This is a genomic window from Gracilibacillus alcaliphilus (genome assembly GCF_016909015.1).
Classification (GTDB): Bacteria; Bacillota; Bacilli; order Bacillales; family Amphibacillaceae; genus Gracilibacillus; species Gracilibacillus alcaliphilus.
In genome coordinates this window covers 1-21,767 of the sequence record NZ_JAFBFA010000036.1, presented here as the reverse complement: position 1 = coordinate 21,767, position 21,767 = coordinate 1, and the positions used below count along the sequence as shown (strand labels likewise).

The following is a 21,767-nucleotide window of genomic DNA, read 5'->3' as shown; positions in this document are numbered from 1 at the left end:
ACTAGATTTACTGGCTTTACCATAATAAAAAAATTGGGGGTAATACCATGTTTGCAAAAAAATCATTTCTGACGTTATTGTTTCTTTTAGTCATGGGTGTCATCATTGCAGGTTGTAGTAACTCAGGTGATGAGGACACTTCTGGAGACAGCGGTTTAGAGCCGGATGAGAGCGGCGAATGGGAAGGTCAAACACTGCGTGTCCATTTGATTGGTGACTTTGACATGGAAGACTCAACCGATCCGATCACTGGAGAAAAAACAGAAGGACTGCATGTCGTAAAAGATGAATTTGAACGGCTGTATCCAGGTGCAACCGTCCAATTTATCACGATGCCGTGGGAAGGTTATACAGAAAAGACCCAAGCGATGATCACTTCTGGTGAAGCAGATGTCTATCAAATGCCAGGTATTGCTGACTTCGCTCCTCAAGGTGTAATTGAGCCGTTACAGCCGTTTATTGATGAAGATCCAGAATTTGATCCGGATCGGTTTATTGATAATCAAATCGAAGGCTGGCAAGTGTTGGGGCCTGATTCTGATGAACTACAGACATATGGTTTGCCGTTCTTAGGTGATGCCCGTTTTATTGCCTATGATAAACAATTATTCGAGGAGTGGGGCGTAGAGCCATTATCTGATTATCCAACGATGGAAGAAGTGATGGAGAAGGCCAAACAAATGACAGGGGAAAACCCGGTAACGGGCGAACAGAATTATGGTATCTGGTTCCGTGGTGACTGGTCTTCAGCTTTTACCTTAATTAATGTAGCAGAAGGTCAGAATGGGCAGTGGGGTACTGGATTTGCTTGGGATGAAATGGAATTTGAATTTAACAGCCCTGAGATGATTGAGGGATTAGAGTGGTTATTAGAAATGCAAGAATATGCACCATCAGGGTTAACAAGTAATCAGGGCAGTGAGAAGTGGTTAACAGAGGATAACGATATTGCTATTATGCTTAACCAAGGTCCTGGGGATATTATTATGACATCCCGTGCACAAGGTATCGATGATCGAATTGGAATTGTACAAGAATTTAAGAATGATGATGGAATTGGTGGTTTGTTAGCTGGAAGCCCGATTACGATTGCAGCAGACAGTGACCATAAAGAGTTGGCATGGGAGTGGCTGAAATTTGCCACCAGTGATTTTGTCCAGCAATATGTTTTTGAGAATGTAAATGCTATGCCTGCTATCAAGGCTGCTTCTGAGTGGGACAGCTACCAAGAAGTACAGCACTTAATGGATCCAACCATGGAAGCAATGAGTACACCTTGGACACCGCGTTATCCATGGGGTGCCTCACAACCGCGTTTTATACTGACATCTGAAGTAGAGGCCGCTTTAACTGGTTCCCGTTCAGCTGAAGATGCACTAGACAAGGCACAACAAGAAAGTACAGACTGGTTAGAGAATAGGAATTAACGAGACAAAAAAAGAGGGCAATCAATAAATTGCCCTCTTTTTATATCACAAGGCCGTGTGTAAGGTTTTCTCTTTGTAAATAGCGGCTAATAAAGCAATTATTAAAGCCAAGGCGCAGAGTTATAACGAACACCGTATGAGATACATAGAGAACCAAAAATGAATGGGGGAAAAACAATGTTTTCAAAGCAAACCTTTCGAACACTATTGTTTCTGTTGGTGATGGGAATAGCGATAGCAGGCTGCAGCAACACAGATGGGAACAGCGATGCAGGGGATAATCAGAACACTGACAGTGAATGGGCTGGCCAAACACTGCGTGTTCATTTAATTGGAGACTTTGATATGGAAGATGCAACAGATCCAATTACAGGCGAGACAACCGAAGGGTTATATGTGCTGAAAGAGGAATTTGAGAACCAGCATCCAGGGGCAACTGTTCAATTTATCACGATGCCATGGGAAGGGTATACCGAAAAAACCCAGGCAATGATCACCTCTGGTGAGGCAGATGTCTATCAAATGCCAGGTATTGCTGATTTTGCTCCTCAAGGTGTGCTGGAACCATTACAGTCATATATTGATGAAGATCCTGAGTTTGATCCAGAAGTATTTATTGATAATCAGATCGAAGGCTGGCAAGTATTAGGACCAGATTCTGATGAATTACAGACATATGGTTTGCCATTTCAAGGAGATGCTCGTTTTATTGCCTATGATAAGCAAATATTTGATGACTGGGGTGTTGAGTATCTATCTGATCATCCGACAATGGAAGAAGTAATGGAAAAGGCGGAGCAAATGACAGGAGAGAACCCAGTTACCGGTAAACAAAATTATGGTGTTTGGTTCCGCGGCGACTTTAATTCTGCCTTCCCGTTAATCAATTTGGCAGAGGGGCAAAATGGCAGATGGGGAACAGGATTTGCGTGGGATGAGATCGAATTTGAGTTCAACAGCCCAGAAATGATCACCGGGTTGGAATGGTTATTAGACGTACAGGAATATGCACCTTCAGGTATTACGAGTAACCAAGGAAATGAGCGCTGGTTAACAGAAGAAAATGATATCGCCATTATGCTGCACCAAAGCCCAGGTGAAATCGTAAAGGCTGCAATGGTTCAGGGAATTGATGATAAAATTGGTATTGCACAAGAATTTAAAAATGACGAAGGATTAGGTGGTATGTTAGCGGGAAGCCCAATTGCCATTTCGGCAGACAGTGACCATAAAGACTTGGCCTGGGAATGGCTGAAATTTGCGACAAGTGATTTTGCACAGCAATATGTTTACGAGAATTTGGGGTCCATGCCTGTTATTAAGGCTGCTTCAGAATGGGACAGCTATGCAGAAGTAGAACACTTATTGGATCCTATGCTGGAAGCAATGAGTACACCTTGGACACCGCGTTATCCATGGGGTGCCTCACAGCCGCGCTATATCTTAACATCTGAAGTAGAGGCTGCCTTAACAGGATCAAGATCAGCCGAAGAAGCATTGGATAAGGCACAACAGGAAAGTACGGAATGGCTGGAAAATAGGAATTAGGAAGGGGCTGTCGCAAAATATAAATGTTGCATTTTGCGACAGCTTTTTTGTATGTTAGATGATTCCGTTTGATTTATACTCACCTTTCACACGCATAAACATGCACCTACACCTTATTTATTATTGCGTGATCAGCTCTCCCTTATTGCTTTATCATTATTTTGACTGAATAAGCGTGCAAAGATTCGCTCCAACAGCCCTTCGCTTTTCAAGTTAGCTGAGGCTCGCTCTGTTCCCATAGTAGTCTTCGCGATTGGCCTGCGCTAGGAAATAGTTCCACACTTCATGCAAGAAATAGTATCATAACTGGCTACTCCCTAAAACCGCTTATTTAATTACTTCTGATGGAAGCATTCGATGAAGAAAAATGGACAATATCACCATCAAGCTTCCATTTCTAAATTTTCAATGGATAATATATGCTCAGTCAAGCTGTTTGTGTTCGTATACAAGCAGAAAAAAGCAGTTGCACAATCAGTTATCTAATTGTGCAACTGCCCCACATTGTAGAGAAGCATAAATTATAACTTTCAAGAAAAGAACTTTGTCCTCAAGGAATGCAGCCATGAAAGACGGTTTCGATGAAATGGCTTAGTTGAATTTTTCTAGAGAAAGTTTAGAATTTGATATAGTGTCTATTCAACACAGAGGAAATGAAAGTCTCCCATCACTGCCTATTGATCAAAATATTTTTAAAAAGTAAAAATAGTGCACAAGAAGAAAAAAAGATTACTTAACGTCAAATGTAGGAAGATTTATAATGGTAGTATATGAACACATTTTTAGACACAGCGAATACGATTGTCAAGCGGAGGGAGGATAACATGTATAGAATAATGCTAATTGATGATGACGTACCAATGTTAAGATATTTGGAAAAGTTAGTTAGAGACATTAATCTTGAAGTGGAGGTTTGCAGTGCAGAATACTCTTCTATGAAAGCGCTTGACCGGTTTGAACAGACATTACCGGACATCGTTTTATCTGATATTGGCCTGCCCCAGCTTGATGGGCTTGAATTATCAGAGAAATTGAAGCAAATCAAGCCGGATATACGAATTATCTTCTTAACTTGTCATGAAAGTTTTGATTATGCGAGAAGGGCTATGGAAATGAGTGCAGATGATTATTTACTAAAAGATGAGTTAGATAAAGAACAATTAATGACAAGCATTCAGAAATCACTTCAGCATCTCCGCCAATCTCAGAACCAATATGATTTACAGTCATTTAAGGAAACATTTCATAAAAATAAATATGTGCTTCGGCAGAATTTCTTAGAGCAATTGATGGACAGTAAGCAGGTGGAGCATGTGATGAAAGAAGGAAGTAAACTGGGAATCAAATGGGAATTTCCTCATTTTTTTATCGGACGGGTTTTGCTAAATTACGCAAAAGTTGCCGAATATTATGCTGTCAAAGATATTCCAATTATTAAGTATGGTATTTACAATATAGCCGAAGAAATAGCGAAGGGTTTTCAGGGGATTACACCGATTATGGATCATGAGCGTGATATCTATCTGTTTTTGAATTTTCGTTATTCTCTATCGCAAAAACATTTGCAGCAATTCCAAACTTATATGCTGACCGTGGAAGAAAAGGTAAAGGAAATTTTAAGGATATCTATCTGTACTATCTATCATCCTTATCGAATGGAGAAGGAGGAGATGCAAGCAGGTATCTTAGCATTACGTGATCAACCAAACCAGACCTTTTATTCTAATGAAGCAAGGGCTGCCTTCGAAGCGGTGAATTGGAGTATTGATTCGCGACAGCTGTTACAGCCGATTGAAATGAAAATTATGAAAGCGTTTAAAGTGATGGATTTATCACAACTTAAGCGGCTATTAGAGGAGCTGTACAGGGTATCAATGGATTATCAGATACATCCGAAGAAAGTGATCGAACTGGCAGAGCTTTGCTTGGCTAGGATGGAAGTGGACCAACAGCATGCAGGAAAACTAGAAGATTTTAAATATTATATGACACGGGCTGCTAAGATAACGGATCTTCTGCAGCTGTTATCTGCAAGTATCATATTTTATGCACAGTCTAGAAAGCAAACATCTAACAATAAGCTGCAGTTACAGGAAATTGAACAATATATTGTACAGCATTTATCCAAAAATTTAACCTCTGCTGATATGGCAAAACACTTATATTTGAATCCAAGTTATTTTTCGCGTTATTTTAAGAAGTTATCAGGGCAGAATTTTACCGACTATATTCAAAAATATAAAATAGATTTGGCACAGAATATGCTGTTAGAAGATAAGACGATTGAAGATGTGGCAAGTGAGTTAGGCTTCTCTGACCGAACGTATTTCTCTAAAATTTTTAAGAAACATACAGGGTACAGTCCAGGTGAATATAAAACGCAAGCAACCTTTGTATAACATGGTTAAGTAGAGCAATCGAGTATTCTCCTTAGCTATGGATAGCTGGGCCAGAATAACATAACGGAAACAAAAAGCAAAGAACCGAAGACAGTTTCGTAAAGCTGTCTCCGGTTCTTTTTTAGTTATGTGCGCCTTGTTTTGCTGATAATAAAACGGCTTTGCTGGATGTAGCTGCTTTGCCAGCTATTTTCTTCAGTGACTGATCTGTAAGATAGGCAAGAGCGAGACAGGTGGAACTGACGCCAAACAACACTAACAAGGTTGAGAGCAGAAAGAATATATAGGCTGTCCCGAATAGAAAGGCGACCATCATCATAGTACGGAATGGGGTGGCAATGCCGACTAAAATTGCTTGTGAAAAGTAATTTTTTAGACTTAATTGATAGTCTATCATTAATGGAAAGATATATAGCCATACCATCATATAAAAGCAAGTAATCATAAACAGGATCATTAAAAAGAAAAAATGAATGATCTCATTTTCAAAATGGACAAGGTGGAAATTAACCGCAATTAGCACACCAGTCAATGTTAGTACAAGGCCAACTATATTGGCACGTATAAAGTTATTTTTATAAGATTGGAAAAACGTTGTAAAAACAGCTGCATCATCTTCTGATTTTAACCATTTCTTCACAACCGCAAAGGTGGCCAATGTGGCTGGATACACGCCAAAGACAACCCCGCCGAGAAGAGTGAATATAACCCACAGAACATTAATATAGACAAGGATCATGATCCATTCACAAATCAAATATAACAATTTAAAAGGCCCGTTTGATAGCATAAGGTTCCCCCTCTTCTGGTTATTTCCCTTTAGAGATTGTTCAAGAAAGTCACTTTTTACCGAACTTTTTGAACACGCACCTTTAGTATAAATCACTTGGATACTAGTCTTCGTATACTATTTTTACAAACGTGTGTCTAATTATTACCTTCTTTAGATGAAAAATAGGAAGCGGATACACGAGGTAAAAATAATACACAGAGATGTATAAATTCTTAATGGGTATATGGAGGTATTTCTATTACATTAGGAATATATCAAAATCAAATGTGAGGTGAGTACATCTTGAGCGAAAAAGCAGTTTCTAATTATAAGACAAAAAAGAAACCTAGTCTTTGGAATAATAAAATCAAGGAATCCATTAGTGGTTATTTATTCTTAGTACCAGAATTTATTGGTGTTTTCTTATTAGGGATTTTCCCTTTATTCTTCTCTTTGTATCTGAGTTTTACCGATTGGGATTTAGTCAGTGGTCTACAATCTATTAATTTTATTGGTCTGGAAAATTATCGGTATCTATTTCAAGATCCTGCCTTTTTCCTAACATTAAAGAATAACCTGATCTTTTCAGCGGTTTATGTGCCAGCCAGTATTATACTGGCATTGTTGATTGCAATTGCGATCTCGTCTGCCGTTTATTTTAGGGATTTCTTTAAAATCGCTTTTTTTATCCCTTATATTTCTACAATGGTAGCCGTTGCATCTGTATTCGCTGTATTGTTCCATCCATCATTAGGGGTAGTCAATAATTTCTTGATGTCGATCGGTATCGAAAATCCGCCTGGATGGTTTGGCAGTACGGATACGGCCTTATGGGGGATTATCATTATATCGGTGTGGCAAGTGGTCGGTTATAATGTCGTTATTTATATCGCTGGAATCACAGGAATCTCTAAAGAATTATATGAATCGGCTCAAATAGATGGGGCGGGTAAGTTTAAACAATTTCTCTATATCACCGTCCCGCAGCTAGGGCCAACTACTTTCTTCTTATTGATTACGTCGATTGTTAATTCATTCAAAGTATTTGATGTAATTGCTTTCTTAACACAGGGCGGGCCTAATAATGCAACGAATGTACTGGTTTATTATATTTATGAAGAAGGTTTCCAAAATTTCAGAATGGGTTATGCTTCCGCCTTATCATGGATATTATTCCTGATTGTAGCTGCCATCACGATCGTGACAGCAAAATCACAGAAGCAGCAATTTTAACAGGAGGGATTTATGATGGAAAAATTAAAAACTTCAAAAGTAATTGGAACGATCATCATGGGTATGTTAGCCTTCTTATTTATCTCTCCCTTGTTATGGATGCTCTCCTCATCAGCAAAGGTGGAGCAAGATGTGATGACATATCCTATTGAATGGATTCCTAGAGAATGGAATTTCTTTAATAATTTCTCAAAGGTTTGGCTGGAAGATATCCCGTTTGATTTATTCTATTGGAATTCGTTAAAAATTGCAGTCATTACCACCTTGTTAACCATTATCATTAGTTCGATGGCAGCCTATTCTTTCTCTAAATTACATTTTCCACTGAGGAACGTGCTGTTTATTGTTCTGTTAGCCTTCTTTCTTGTGCCAACCGAATCAACATTAGTGCCGAGATTTATCCTGATTAATTGGATAGGGCTCTATGATACACATACAGCTTTAGTAATGATGATGGCCTTTTCGATTCCGCTGACATTCCTTATGCGTCAATTTATGGCAGGGATTAGTGATGAATATATCGAGGCAGCCAAAATGGATGGAGCAGGATATTTCCGTATTTACTGGAAGATCATGTTGCCAATGGTGAAACCTATTATTGCCACAGCAGGTATTTTAAAATTTATTTGGACATGGAATGATTATCAGAATCCGCTTATCTTTTTGACAAGTGAACAGTTGTATACCATAACTGTAGGGATGCAGCTATTATCAAGTGAGTTTGGTACAAGTTATGCGACCACCATGATGGCAGCAGTATCCGCGATTTTGCCGCTTATCGTTGTCTTTTTGATCCTGCAGCGTCATGTAATTGATGGTATTACAGTAGGCGGTGTGAAGGGGTAGTGTAAATAGTTCACACAATGCCCAAAATCAGACACAGTTTTTCTGGAGTAGTTTGTTTATGATAAAGTATACAAAGCAGAGGGATTACGAACGCTTGTCACCGTGATAAAGTGAGACTTCCATCTGTGGTGATTTTCCCCAGATGGTTAGCACTTATAATAAATAAAAAATACAGGAGGGGTTCAAATGAGTTGGAAAAAAGGCATGTTTAGTTTATTTTTAGTGAGTTTGGTATTGATGTTAGCTGCTTGTGGCAATAATGACGCCAGTAACGAGGCTGGCGGAGATGACGATGGATCGGTTACTATTAACTATTACACTTGGGAAGGTGATGAGAAGGAAAGAATTGTGGCCGAGATTATCGAGAATTTTGAAGCAGAAAACCCAGATATTAAGGTGAACTATGAGACATTAGTATCAAGTAATGATTCATTAGAATTTTATCAGCAGCTAGATATTAAAGTAGGAACTGGTGATTCTATTGATGTGGTTGCCTTTTCTCATGTAGACTTCCTGCTTGAGCGTGCTGCCCGCGGAGTGTTAGCGCCATTAGATGATTTTATGGAAGCGGATTCGATTGATCCGACAGAAGAATATTATGTAGCTCCGCAATATGATGGACAGACTTTTGGTATTCAAGATTTATCACAGCCTTGGTTTGTCGCTATTAATAAAGATGCGTTAGATGCAGCAGGTTTAGACGTACCTGAATGGGGATGGACTTGGGATGATTTCCAAGAGTATGCAGCACAATTAACAACAGATGATCAGTATGGAGCTTATTTCCATACATGGGGTGAATTTGCTAACTTTCCTGCTTACGCTGAATTGCCACATCCATATTTAACAGATAGTGAAGAACCAGTTTTTGATCATCCAGTTTTTGCAGATTTCTTTGACTTACGACGTGAAATGGAAGAGGAAGGTTCTGTACGGAAGTTCCAAGATGTCATTGCTGCTGAAACGCATTATGCTACGGAATTCTTCAATGAGGAAGCAGCCATGCTTCCAATCGGTTCTTTCATTATCGATATGATTAAAGACAAAGAAAGTTATCCGCACGATTTCCAAACGGTATTTGCACCAATTCCTAGATCTTCAGAAGATGTAGAAATCGGTTCTATGTATATGGGTGGACACTATCTTGCGGTAGGTGAATCTTCTGAACATAAAGAAGAATCTTATAAGTTTGCGAAGTATATGGCAGAGCAAGTAGAAGTGATTTCTGATTTCCCTGGTTCAAGACACGTGGATCAAGGTGAAGTAATCGATACGATGATTGGTGATAATGCCGACCTTATTGATCAAGACACTCTAGCAGCTACTGTTTATGATGATAATATCTTTATTCCTTATGATCCAGCCTATTCGACAGCGTATTCTAATGAATTAAAGAGTGTGCTGGAAGATGGCTTTAGTCAGTATATCTTAGATGGTATTGATTCAAGTGAAGCACAGGAAGCAATGGTACAACAAGCCAATGATATTATTGACCGAAATCAATAAATAATTAGTAAATAGAGGCGGCCAGCATGGCTGCCTCTATACAGTTTCCAGACATGATATAATGATAAAGCGAGACTGCTATCAGTGTGCTGGGTCTTAACACGGGATAAAGATAAGGAGTGATTGGATCATGAAAAGCCTGTTTTATTCATCGTTTTATAAAAAAATCCAATCTACGATGATTATTTTCATTATTATTCCATTAATTATTGCATCCGTGGTGTCGTTTATTTTAATCAGAAACTTAGTAATTGAGAAGGTCGAAAATACACACCAAAATGTAGTGAATATGATGGCCTCTGATATGAATGATATGGTGGATGAGATGATTGACACGACTAATCTGTACGGCAGGTCGCAAACCGACATATTAGATCGTATGAAGAATTTTGCAGCTAGTACATCTATTTCTTCCTATGATGTTTATCAAGACTACCGCGAAATAGCTGAGTATTTAAGTATTACTTTTTCAGGTGTTTCCAGCGTCAATGCAGAGTCATTCTTTATGAACAGTGAAAACCTAATTATTAGAGGGAATAACAATGTTTTATCCCATCAAGAGCTAGAGTCAAGCTTAAGAACAATTGTCGACCAACACTGGATGGAGCAAAAAAATCCGAATCGATTGTATTTTTTGCGTGCTTCGGAGCTGGATTTGCACGATATCAATGACCATGCTGCTGAGATTTATGCAGTGAGATCATATAAGGATTTTGTCAGTAATGAAATGATGGGGATATTGTTCCTAGGCATACCAGAAAGTTATTTTGAACAATTATTTCAGGATGTAGAAACAGGCGCTTTTCAATTGTTGGACAAAGAGAAACAAACGCTTATTCGTTCCGCGCGTTTTGATGATTTAACACAGGATAATGACCTTTTAGTCAGCCGTGCTGCACTGCCATCGACGGATTGGGAACTGGTTTATTATGTGCCTGCAGGGGATATTATGAAAGAGATTACCTCTACTTTTTCCTTTTATGCGATCTTAATCGCCGTTTGTGTACTTATTTTTTTAATTATTTCCTTTTATATTGGTAGTACGATTTACCGTCCTTTACGTCGGCTGAAAAGTACAGTAGAAGAGTTTGGTGAAGGCAATCTGCAAGTCCGTTTTCCAGTAGAGACGAAGGATGAGATTGGTTTATTAGGGCGAGCCTTTAACCATATGTTAAATCAGATTAATGATTTACTAGACAAGGTGAAGCAGGAAGAGGCAGAGAAACGGAAGCTGGAGTTGCGTGCATTATTCGCACAAATCAGGCCGCATTTTTTGATTAATACACTAAATTCTATTAAATGCAGTTTATTGCTAGAAGATGATGAGGTACATAGTAAGAAGATCGAGTCTTTAACGCGCTTATTAAGGGCAAATATGCGTGCGGAGGAACTCACAACTGTCAAAGAAGAATGCCGGTTACTATATGATTATATTGAAATTATGAAATTGAGAAGCGATCTGCAAATTGAATTAAGAACAAATATGGATGATGATTTGTGTTCCTTTAAGGTACCAAGATTACTGCTGCAGCCAATTGTTGAAAATGCTATTATTCACGGTTTTTCCGATCTGCCAGATTCACCGGTCATTGAAGTAAATATCAAGAAGCAGGAAGAAGATATTTTAATCAAAGTGATCGATAATGGTGCAGGTATGGATGAATCAAAGCGGGAAGAAGTACTGTATACTATTCATCATCATGATAATCTTGCAGATCATATTGGTGTGAAGAATGTTTATCATAGACTAAAACTAACATACCAGAATGTAACCATAGATATAGAAACAAACAAATGGGGCGGAACAACCTTTGTGTTTATTATTTCCAACAATGCTGAACTTTTGACACATGCCTAACTGATTAGATGTGTGTGAGTTTTTTACGAACCTGTGTAATCTTTTGACCATCCTGGAAGATAGGTCTTGTTTCATTGAAAGCGGTGTTATAATAAAACCAACTTACCAAAGTGCTTGTGTACTGTCACTTTGGTAGCTATTTATGTACCGCAGAAAAACATTTTGTATGCGGTTTCAATGGTAGGGGGTGGATTTGTTAAGTTATGTATGGTGGAGGGCGTGTTACAAGCTGTAACGAAAAAATAGCTATATATGGTGAAGACAGTCAAACAGAAACTGGTTATATGCAGTATGTTAGCTGCTATATTATTTAGTTTTACGTATCGAGAGGCAGAGGCTGCTCCTCAGGATTCATCTGTTTTGAAAGCAAATGCTTTATACGGGGCAACGGTTAGAGGCGGAAGCTATGCTGATCTGTCTGCAGCAACAGGTTCATCGACAATTCCAAGAGAAATTTTAGAGGCAAAGACAGCTGGTGATGAAAGTTATAGCAGACGAAGTCACTTAGAGTTCGAGATACCCGATAATATTAATTGGGAAGACACAGCAGCGGTTAAGCTGACGTTATTTTTACACGAACATACGGGATCAGGCAAAGAAGATACCGTTCAAGTCTTACTAACAGATAAGTCTGATTTAAGTGAAGAGAATTGGACATGGAATAATACAAACAGCTTATTGGATAATGCTGAAGTAATCGGGGAGCAGACTTTTACAGAATCAGATGCTTCACAATGGGTAGAAATCGATGTGACAGCTATCAAGGAACATCTAGAGGAAGCCGACGATAAAGATTTTGGTATCGCCATTCGAGTCGAGGAAGAAGATGATCAAGGGGGTATAAGGTTCTATTCGGCTTATCAAGACAGCGGAGCATATACACCGTATTTGCAATTTTTTCAAGGAGAATATCAAGATACCTTGCCTCCGACGATAAGTGTAACGGGAATAGAGGATGGTGCTACGGTAACTAATCCAGGGCTAGATATCGAGATACAGGCACAGGATAACCATGATGAAGAGCCGGCTGTCCATTTGACAGTCAATGGTGAAGCAGTAGAAGGTGCCAAAAATGGGACAAACACGATCCACTTAGAGCAAGGAAAAAATGTAATTGAGATCAGTGCGGAGGACGCTGCTGGCAATCAGTCTGAGGTGCAGCAATATCAGGTTACATTAGAAGCGGTTACTGCCTTCCCAGTGATTGCTGATACGTATACCGATTTACGGTCTCCTGATGAAAATCATAATGCGAAGAGATTAGATGTAAAGAAGGCAGCAAGTGCACCAACTAATCAGCGCGAAACATATTTATCTTTTGATCTGTCGGAATATGATGCACCGTATGTAAAAGAGGCTGCGATTCAATTTTATATCGATGAATTAATGGGGACGGATCGTACTTCAGAGGTGGTGTCGATTTATCAGGTAGATGAATTTGATGAAGGGACATTAACATGGAATAATGCGCCGGAACGAGGTCAAAAGGTAGCGGATGCAGAATATGACCGCTCCAAATCGGACACATATGGCGAGTTAGATATTACGTCATTTATTAACGAACAACTACAAAACGCTGAAGATATGGAAAGAATCCATTTTGTTTTAACGATCGAGAATGGCCATGATCAAAAAGGTGTCTTCATGACGAGTAAAGAACAAGATGAAGATAAGGCTGTTCAGCTGCAATTAGTAGAGGGTCTCCCGGCTCCGCAATTAGAGGTGGAAGGCTTAGAGGATGGCAAGGTATATACAACAGGTACGATCGAAAATGTTACAATTGCTGCCGGTAGTATCAATGAGTCGATAACAGTCGATACCGAGGTATTCGTTAACGGCAATGAGGTCACAGCAAAGGAAGACAGTCTCTATGATCTGCCGCTGCAATTAGGCGAGAATGTAATTGAGATTACCGCCACTGACCAAGAAGGAAATCAGACTACAAGTACTTATAAGGTTACAAGATTAGAACAGGCGGCATCCGCTGTTTACTATATTGACAGTCAAGCAGGCGATGATTCCAGTGATGGCCTAACCGAAGAAACGGCATGGCAGTCACTAGAGAAATTGAATACCGTACAATTTCAGCCAGGCTCTACTATTTTGTTAAAAAGAGGCAGTGTGTGGCAAGGGCAATTACGACCGCATGGGTCTGGTACAGAAGACGAGCCGATTACACTAGATGCTTATGGTGATGCAGCAGAAAAGCCTAAGATAGAAGGGGAAGGTATTTCCAATTTGGATACAGGCAGCATCTTTTCTGAAGGGGCCGTGCATCTGTACAACCTGTCTCATTGGCGCATCAATAATTTGGAAGTGACCAATGAAGGGGAAGAAATAATAAATGCCAGCCGGGCTGGGATTATTGTAATAGCAGGTGGAGACGGTTATGTCGAAGATGTGCATATTGATAATGTCCATGTCCATGATGTGAATTCTGGTGCTGATGCATTTAAGCTTTCTGGCGGGGTTATCTTTCTGGCAGATACTCGTGATGAAAAGGGGAATGTGACAAATATAGAATCAGGATTCAAAGATATTTCGGTGGAGAACTCCCATATTCATCATGTAGCAATCGAAGGATTGAGAACGAAAACATATCGCAATGGTTCAGATACCAATGCCATCCGCAACTATGATGTGGTCTTCCGTAAGAACCTCATTGAGGACACCTTTGGAGACGGTATCGTGTTGGCAGAGGTAGAATCAGGCGGATTAGTAGAGAAGAATATTGTGCGCCGCCACAGCAGTAATAACAACAACCGTAACTATGCAGGGGTATGGTTATATGAAGCTAATAATGCTGTCATCCAATACAATGAAGTATCTGATGGGGTATTTGGTTATAATGATGGCGAGGCGTTTGACTTTGATATTGGCACGAAGAATAGTGTGTTTCAGTACAATTACAGCCGAAACAACCGCGGCGGCTTTTTATTAACCATGAAAAGTGCGGGAGAGAATAATGTCTTCCGTCATAATGTCAGCTATAATGATGGACAGGGAACTGAGATATTTTACGTAATGAATAACCGTACACAGATTTACAATAATACGATATATATTGGTGAAGAAATTGATACGCAATATTTGGTTAAAGACAATGATATAAGCAATATGTTCTTCAAGAATAATCTTCTCTATGTAGAAGGGAATTTACAAAACTATTCACAGCAAGGCCAATCATTTGATGGAACGAATATGTCTCATAATCTTATTTATCCGGCAGAGCTGTTGGATCTCCCAGGCAGTCCTAATCCATATCCAGGACTAATTCAAGAAGATCCAATGTTTGCGAATGCCGAAATTGAATATACACAGATGGATGAATGGGATGAAGAAGTTTGGAAGCAAAATATGGAGGCATTCCAATTACACCCTGATTCACCAGCTGTTAATAGCGGGACAGTTATTGATGGTATGGGTGAAACAGATATGGTAGGTAATCCAATCGATCCAGAGCATCCTACCATTGGAGCATTGCAACTTGCTGAAATGATTGCTGTAACAGGGGTGGAATTAGAGGAAGATAAGGTCAAGCTGGGGAACAATAGCTCTTACCAATTGCAGGCAACCGTTTTACCGGAGAATGCTACGAATCAAAAAGTTACCTGGTCAAGTGATAAGGAAGAAGTGGCAACCGTTGCTGCCGATGGAACTATTCAAACGCATCACCCAGGAGCTGCTACCATTACCGTTACAACAGAAGATGGAAATAAAAAGGCCACTGTAAAAGTTTTGGTTAATAACGGTAAAAATAAGCAGTGATCAGGCTGTACGGTCAGCAGTGAAGGCTTTGCCCGCTTCACTGCTGTCTTTTTAGTAAGAAAGTATATCCAATGCTAGCTATTATTAGCTCTTTTAGAAATAACCTCTCTAGAATTAAGAAGAGCAAGGCCGCCGCTGTGGCTTCTCGCAGCGGACATCTATCTTGGCTAAAAGGAAAAGGACCAAATGCTCTTCTTGGTTTTTCTTAAACATATGAAGACAAGAAGGATGGGGCTTGCGTAAAAGTGCAGGCCTCTTGTTTTTGTGCAGTGCAGGAAGTAAAAATTGTTCACAATTTGCCCAAAATGAAACAAGAGAACTTGGCAATGTACTAGATACAATAGAGAAAATAAGAAATATGCTGGAGGGATGTATTACATGCTGTATCCACAATTGAATGGACAACGGATGTTAACAGAATTAAACGGTTTTTGGTATTTTGCAGTCGATAAAGATAATAATGGAGAAGAGCAGCAATGGCAATATGGTATTCCAAGAGAGAGGGAAATTGCTGTCCCGGCAAGCTGGAATGAACAATTTCAAGATTTAATGTATTTTTTTGAGACGGGATGGTATGAGACGAGTGTGGAAATTCCAGCTAGTTATCAGTCAGAACTTGTCTGGCTCCGAGTCGGGGCAGCCAATTATATAAGCAAGGTTTGGGTGAATGGCCAATATATTGGTTCACATGAGGGAGCTCATTTACCATTTGAGTTTGAGATATCTCAGTATGTGAAGTGCGGTCAGAAGAATACGATTATCGTCTCGGTAGATGCGCGGATCAAGTCAGACCGTTTGCCGCCAGGTGATGTAGAAGATGAACAGATTATCGGTTTTAAAGGCCAATATCCGAATAATTATTATGATTTTTTCCCCTATGGAGGGATTAATCGCCCGGTTTATTTATATTCTACAGCCCACACTTACATAAAAGGAATCCAGGTACAGACAGATGTACGTGAAAAAGAGGCTGTCCTGACCTATCAAGTCCAGCTTAATCAGGCTTTTGCTGGTTCTGTTCACGTGCAATTAGCTGAAGGGATTGCAGATCAGGGCGTTGCAGATGATGAGGGGATTGTGAAAGGACAGTTAACGATAGAACAACCGCGGTTATGGGGGTTAGAGGACCCTTTTTTATATAGTCTGCAAGTTGAATTGCTTAAGAAAGAAACATGTGTGGACAGTTATCGGTTAGATATAGGGATACGAGAAGTAGAGTTGATAGGTGAACAGCTCTATTTGAATAGTCAGCCGTTATTCCTGAATGGTTTTGGTCTTCATGAAGATTTTCCTGTGCTAGGTAAAGGGATGAACCATGCTGTCATTGCAAAGGATATGAATTTATTAAAATGGACAGGAGCCAATTCCTTCCGCACGTCGCATTATCCCTATAGTGAGGAATTTTTGCAATATGCAGACCGGCAGGGGATGCTGGTCATAGGTGAGACTCCTTTTGTCGGTTTTGTAAGAAGCCATTACCAGAATGATAGAATCCGAAGACAGGCAAAGAAGGTCATACAAGAGATGATCGTGAGAGACAGACAGCACCCATCCATTATTGCTTGGAGTTTGGCCAATGAGGGTGATACCTTTGTAGCGGAGGCCGGTCCTTTCTATAAAGAGTTGTATGATCATGCAAAGGCGCTAGATCCTTCACGGTTAATTACGGCAGTCAACTGCGTAGATATTGAGGAAGATCAGGTTTTACAATATTTTGATTTTATTAGCTTAAATCGATACTATGGCTGGTATGAGCAGGCCGGACGTTTGGATGAAGGCTGCGATATGCTGAGTAAGAAGTTAGATCGCTGTTTTGAAGTTTTTCAAAAGCCGATTATGATAACGGAGTTTGGGGCCGATGCAGTGGCAGGCCTGCATACAGATCCGCCGGAACAGTTCTCAGAGGAATATCAAGCACAAATGGTCTTGCGTCAATATCAAATTATCGCCAATAAACCGTATACGATTGGTGCCCATATTTGGGCCTTTGCTGACTTCAAAACAAGCCAAACCCCTTCCAGAGTGATCGTGAATCGAAAAGGGCTCTTTACAAGGGACAGGCAGCCTAAATTAGCGGCACATTATATAAAGTCAGCTTGGAATAAACATGACGGATAGAGGCGGAATTTTCAAGTAAGATAGTGATAGAGATTTGTTTAAAAAAACAATAAAAATGACACGGCGAATTGCTGCGTTGACTTGCACTTTCAATATACAGGCTGTTTTAATATCAGTATTGTAATAGAGGCTGCGAATTTAACTGGAGATGGTTCAGTTTAGCGCCCTTTTTGAACAGGCGCTTGTAGTGAAATTGACTGCAAGTTATCTAGGTGCTTTTTCCCTTGTTTGGCAAGTGGTTAGTACAAATATATGGTATAATCGAATGGATAAGCAGACATCAAATCAGGGGGTGATCAATTGAAGCAGGGTATTTTCGTTATTGCTAATGAGCATATTTATTACAATAATCAAAACTGCTTGGAAATACTAGACTTGGAAGTTAATCCCTATAAAGGCCTGCACTATTATGATGTATTAATAGAGTGGATGGATGAGGGTATTGCGAAATTATTTTCAGAATTGGTACAAGGAAAGAAAAGCGATGTTCACTCTACAACATTAGTTCATAACAAACAAAATGAAGTAATTATTCTTGATGTGTATGGGCATCGATTTCATGCAGATGAAGAAGGAAGTAAAATTATTGGGTGCATTACAGATGTGAGACAAAAAGGAGAACAGCTGACTAAATCACTCAAGGAATTAGCCGATATGAAGTATGCGTTGGATCAGGCTGCTATTGTGGCTATCACGGATCGGCGCGGTAAGATTACATATGTAAATGACCAATTTTGCGAAATATCAGGTTATCGAGAAGAGGAGCTTATTGGCCAGACACATCGATTGATTAACTCTTTGTATCATTCTCGGGAGTTTTTTAAAGATCTATGGCGGACCATTGCCTCTGGAAAGGTATGGAAGGCGGAAATTCGCAATCGAAAGAAGGACGGCACGTATTATTGGGTAGATACAACGATTGTTCCTTTCAAGGACGAGAATGGTAAGCCTTATCAATATTTATCGATACGCTTTGATATTACAGAAAAGAAGAAAAATGAAGAACAGATCCGCTATATGGCTTACTATGATCACCTCACTGGCCTAGCCAACCGGCGCATGTTTGATAATTATTTAAAAGAGGCCAGTATCTCTGCCAAGGCAAATAAGAGCCAATTTGGCATTATGTTCATTGATCTCGATAGTTTCAAATATATTAATGATACATTGGGCCATTTCATTGGGGACAAGCTATTGATCGAAGTGGGGGAAAGATTCCGGAAGCTAGTAGGAGATAAAGGGAAAGTGGCGCGCTTTAGCGGGGATGAGTTCGCTATTCTTATCGATCGAATTACGCAGGATAAAGATATGCAGCAGTTTGCTGAAGGAATCATTGAAGGATTTAAACTGCCTTTCTATATTGAGGATTATGAGTTGAATATTACAGGCAGTATTGGAATCGCCACTTATCCAGAAGCAGGAACCAATCCGCAAGCAATAATGAAGAATGCAGATATCGCTATGTATCGTGTGAAAAATGAACAAAAGAATGACTATCAGATGTTTAACATTGATATGAATGCGTTAAATGAGCGGATTTTTCAGATTCAGAACGATTTGAGCAAGGCATTAACCGAGGATCAATTCTATCTGGTGTATCAACCGCGTATCTGCCCAATAAACTTGTCTATCAAAAGCTTTGAAGCGTTGATACGCTGGGAGCACCCTGAGTTTGGAAGCGTTCCGCCGTCAGAGTTTATTCCGATTGCGGAAGAAGCAGGGATGATTAATACGATCGGAACATGGGTGATTCGCTCGGTCTGTCAGCAAATCAATGCGTGGCGATCTCAAGGTTATGACCCTATTCCGGTTTCAGTTAATTTATCTGCCAGTCAATTTATGCAGGCCCATTTTGTAGATCATTTTTTTCATATTTTACAAGAGTTCGAAATTGCCCCAGCTTGGATTCAGGTGGAGATAACTGAAACATTGTTGATTGAAAATGAAAAAAACGTGCGGGAAGTATTAGAGAAATTAAGGGCTAAAGGCATTAATGTAGCATTAGATGACTTTGGAACGGGTTATTCATCTTTAGCCTATTTGCGAAAATTCAAAGTCGATATTTTGAAAATCGATCGTTCTCTTATTAGAGGTATTTCAACACAATCCAGTGAGAAAGAAATTGCCTCCACTGTGGTTCAACTAGGGAAAAGTCTGGATATGACTGTGGTAGCAGAAGGCGTAGAGGAGAAAGAAGAACTAGAAGCATTAATGCAGTTGGAAATTGATGAGGTGCAGGGATATTACTTCAGTAAGCCAGTAAGGGTAGAAAGCATGGAACATATGCTTCAGACGAAGAGGTGTTTGTTTTATATGTAATAGTATTTTACATAAATAGTGTCCCATAAGAAGCAGATACAACCTCTTTTTATTATTAAGGCTGTATCTGCTTTTTTGTAGTAAAAATGCCAGATGTATTATAAAATAATCCTATAAGTATAAGCAAATTTAGGATAAAGCCTTGGAACTATTCAGGCGTTAACATCATGTTTCAGGCACTGATGGATCAGCAGCCTGATAAATCCTCAGTGGAAATCCAAGTCCGCTGGTGGAGGCGTTACTTTATCCCGGTGATAACCGTCCGTAAGTCCCGCCTCTAGGCTTAAGAAGACAGGTTTGGGGAACAACGGGCACCCTGATAAGTTTCGCAAAGCAGTAATGGGGCTGAGAACCCCGCTGATGGAAGTCTTACTTTATCGACAAAGGGGCTAATAGAATGTTGCATTCCATTTTAGATGAATTAAAGGTAGAGTTGTCGAAAGTATTTCCTGACTTTTTAAATCCTCCTGCGACAGAAGAGGAAATCAAACAGGTAGAGGAAACCATACAGATTACTTTCCCTGATGATTTAAGGGAATTATACCTCACTTTTAATGGGGAGAAAGAATCTGGTCCAGGTCTGTTTTTTGGGCAGCCCTTCCTTTCGCTCGATGAAATGATGAATGAATGGAAAATATGGAAAGACTTAGAGGAGGAGTATGCCAACTTATTAGAGACCGAATCAGATCCGCCTGGCTGGGTAAAAACAATGTATATTAATCGAAATTGGCTTCCTATTAGTAAAGATTATGGCGGTAATAATATTGGTTTAGATTTTGACCCAGATACAGAAGGCGTAAATGGTCAAATTATCCGATTCGGCCGGGATATTGATGTGAAGTATGTCATTGCCGTCAATACAACAGCACTGCTTCAGTTTATGGTTCGGCAATTGAAAACAATGGATTATACAGTTATCCCAAAAGAGTATGATGAGAATGATTTAACATGGTATGTCGGCCAGGATGAAGAGATTATCTTTGATTCTGCCAAGCAATATTTTCCGATAAACGAAGAGACCATTTCACTGGAAGAACAGCTAGATGAGGAAACCACTTCGCTGGAAGTACAGCAGACGGAAGTTATTGACCTCCAGAAAAAGAGAGAATTTGATAAAACGCAAGAAGGTCTGAAATGGCTGAAAAAGGCGGCTGAAATGGGTGACACTGGTTCGATGAATGAGTTAGCTTTTCAGTTTCTGACCGGTACAGGTGTGGAGCGAGATATCAGTGAGGGAGAGAAATGGCTGCACCGTTCCGCAGAGAAGAATGATCTGTGGGCAATTGTTGAGTTGGCTATTCGATTGCTGGACGGCGAGGATCTGCCTCAGAACGCAGAGGCAGGTGAGCAGTGGCTGCGTCAAGCCGTTCATCTTCGAGATCCGATAGCGACAAGGATATTGGGCTATCGTCTGATCAAGGGGGATAGTTTGCAGAAAAACGTAGCAGAAGGGGAGAAATGGCTGCGCCAAGCGGCTGAAGACTATAATGAATCTGTAGCTATGCGGTCACTGGGCTTGTTTTTACTCAAAGGCGAAGAACTTGAGCAGAATATCGATGAGGGAGAGTATTGGCTGGAACGTGCTGCAGAAGCGGGTGACATGTCAGCTATGCGAAACTGGGGAAAATATTTGATTAGAGGGTTATAGATAGTGAAATTACTATGGCTACTGGCAACAGACCGGGCACGGGTGCCCGGTCTTTCGTAATATGTGTGATAGGAAGAGAAGGAATGCCAAGATTTCAATGATAACGGACAAAAGAAGAGGAAAAGCGGCTCCAGAGTCCATAAGAACAGATGACGGACAAAAAACTAGCAAGTCCCAAAAGCTGTCCGTCATCAGCGGTCTGACAGACAAAAAAAGAGCAATCCCCTCAGAGCTGTCCGTCATCAGCGGTCTGACAGACAAAAAAAGAGCAATCCCCTCAGAGCTGTCCGTCATCAGCGGTCTGACAGACAAAAAAAGAGCAATC

13 protein-coding genes are annotated in these 21,767 nt (G+C 40.0%); 12 read left to right on the top strand and 1 reads right to left on the bottom strand.

Annotation, left to right across the window (positions count from 1 at the left end; all coding sequences use genetic code 11):
- Positions 1-47 precede the first annotated feature (47 nt).
- From JOD18_RS19910 to JOD18_RS19900, 3 genes are all read left to right on the top strand, one after another.
- Positions 48-1,427 (top strand): extracellular solute-binding protein, encoded by a 1,380-nt coding sequence (locus tag JOD18_RS19910; RefSeq protein WP_204670878.1) that lies wholly within the window; start codon positions 48-50, stop codon positions 1,425-1,427.
- 177 nt (positions 1,428-1,604) lie between these two features.
- Positions 1,605-2,975 (top strand): extracellular solute-binding protein, encoded by a 1,371-nt coding sequence (locus tag JOD18_RS19905; protein WP_239588255.1) that lies wholly within the window; start codon positions 1,605-1,607, stop codon positions 2,973-2,975.
- Between the two features lie 824 nt (positions 2,976-3,799).
- A complete protein-coding gene (locus JOD18_RS19900) occupies positions 3,800-5,374 on the top strand; it encodes a response regulator (RefSeq protein WP_204670876.1) in 1,575 nt (524 codons plus the stop codon).
- Between the two features lie 121 nt (positions 5,375-5,495).
- Here JOD18_RS19900 and JOD18_RS19895 read toward each other — a convergent pair whose 3' ends face one another.
- Positions 5,496-6,164 carry a YesL family protein gene (locus JOD18_RS19895; RefSeq protein WP_204670875.1) on the bottom strand — a complete coding sequence of 223 codons (669 nt, stop codon included), beginning with the start codon at positions 6,162-6,164 and terminating at the stop codon, positions 5,496-5,498.
- Between the two features lie 285 nt (positions 6,165-6,449).
- Between JOD18_RS19895 and JOD18_RS19890 the strand changes: the two genes are divergently transcribed.
- The 9 genes from JOD18_RS19890 to JOD18_RS19850 all read left to right on the top strand — a co-directional run.
- Positions 6,450-7,379: a carbohydrate ABC transporter permease gene (locus tag JOD18_RS19890; RefSeq protein ID WP_239588254.1), complete on the top strand. Its 930-nt coding sequence runs from the start codon at positions 6,450-6,452 to the stop codon at positions 7,377-7,379.
- Positions 7,380-7,394: 15 nt separating this feature from the next.
- Positions 7,395-8,225, top strand: coding sequence for a carbohydrate ABC transporter permease (locus JOD18_RS19885; protein ID WP_239588253.1), 831 nt, complete (start codon positions 7,395-7,397; stop codon positions 8,223-8,225).
- 186 nt (positions 8,226-8,411) lie between these two features.
- Positions 8,412-9,731 carry an ABC transporter substrate-binding protein gene (locus JOD18_RS19880; protein ID WP_204670873.1) on the top strand — a complete coding sequence of 440 codons (1,320 nt, stop codon included), beginning with the start codon at positions 8,412-8,414 and terminating at the stop codon, positions 9,729-9,731.
- A gap of 130 nt (positions 9,732-9,861) precedes the next feature.
- Positions 9,862-11,589 (top strand): sensor histidine kinase, encoded by a 1,728-nt coding sequence (locus JOD18_RS19875; protein ID WP_204670872.1) that lies wholly within the window; start codon positions 9,862-9,864, stop codon positions 11,587-11,589.
- Between the two features lie 252 nt (positions 11,590-11,841).
- Positions 11,842-15,357: a DNRLRE domain-containing protein gene (locus tag JOD18_RS19870; protein WP_204670871.1), complete on the top strand. Its 3,516-nt coding sequence runs from the start codon at positions 11,842-11,844 to the stop codon at positions 15,355-15,357.
- Between the two features lie 378 nt (positions 15,358-15,735).
- Positions 15,736-17,475 (top strand): beta-glucuronidase, encoded by a 1,740-nt coding sequence (gene uidA / locus JOD18_RS19865; protein WP_204670870.1) that lies wholly within the window; start codon positions 15,736-15,738, stop codon positions 17,473-17,475.
- Between the two features lie 300 nt (positions 17,476-17,775).
- Entirely contained in the window at positions 17,776-19,794 is a 2,019-nt protein-coding gene (locus JOD18_RS19860; RefSeq protein WP_204670869.1) for a putative bifunctional diguanylate cyclase/phosphodiesterase, read from the top strand.
- Positions 19,795-20,191: 397 nt separating this feature from the next.
- On the top strand, positions 20,192-21,442 hold the full coding sequence (locus JOD18_RS19855) for an SMI1/KNR4 family protein (protein WP_204670868.1): 1,251 nt from the start codon (positions 20,192-20,194) through the stop codon (positions 21,440-21,442).
- A gap of 97 nt (positions 21,443-21,539) precedes the next feature.
- Positions 21,540-21,767, top strand: a 228-nt coding sequence (locus tag JOD18_RS19850; protein ID WP_204670867.1) for a hypothetical protein, incomplete at its 3' end; no start/stop codon positions are given.

Coding starts and splice junctions, on each gene's coding strand:
- JOD18_RS19885 (WP_239588253.1), top strand. CDS start 7,395: ATGGAAAAATTAAAAACTTCAAAAGTAATTGGAACGATCATCATGGGT.
- JOD18_RS19910 (WP_204670878.1), top strand. CDS start 48: ATGTTTGCAAAAAAATCATTTCTGACGTTATTGTTTCTTTTAGTCATG.
- JOD18_RS19880 (WP_204670873.1), top strand. CDS start 8,412: ATGAGTTGGAAAAAAGGCATGTTTAGTTTATTTTTAGTGAGTTTGGTA.
- JOD18_RS19900 (WP_204670876.1), top strand. CDS start 3,800: ATGTATAGAATAATGCTAATTGATGATGACGTACCAATGTTAAGATAT.
- uidA (WP_204670870.1), top strand. CDS start 15,736: ATGCTGTATCCACAATTGAATGGACAACGGATGTTAACAGAATTAAAC.
- JOD18_RS19905 (WP_239588255.1), top strand. CDS start 1,605: ATGTTTTCAAAGCAAACCTTTCGAACACTATTGTTTCTGTTGGTGATG.
- JOD18_RS19855 (WP_204670868.1), top strand. CDS start 20,192: ATGTTGCATTCCATTTTAGATGAATTAAAGGTAGAGTTGTCGAAAGTA.
- JOD18_RS19895 (WP_204670875.1), bottom strand. CDS start 6,164: ATGCTATCAAACGGGCCTTTTAAATTGTTATATTTGATTTGTGAATGG.
- JOD18_RS19875 (WP_204670872.1), top strand. CDS start 9,862: ATGAAAAGCCTGTTTTATTCATCGTTTTATAAAAAAATCCAATCTACG.
- JOD18_RS19870 (WP_204670871.1), top strand. CDS start 11,842: ATGGTGAAGACAGTCAAACAGAAACTGGTTATATGCAGTATGTTAGCT.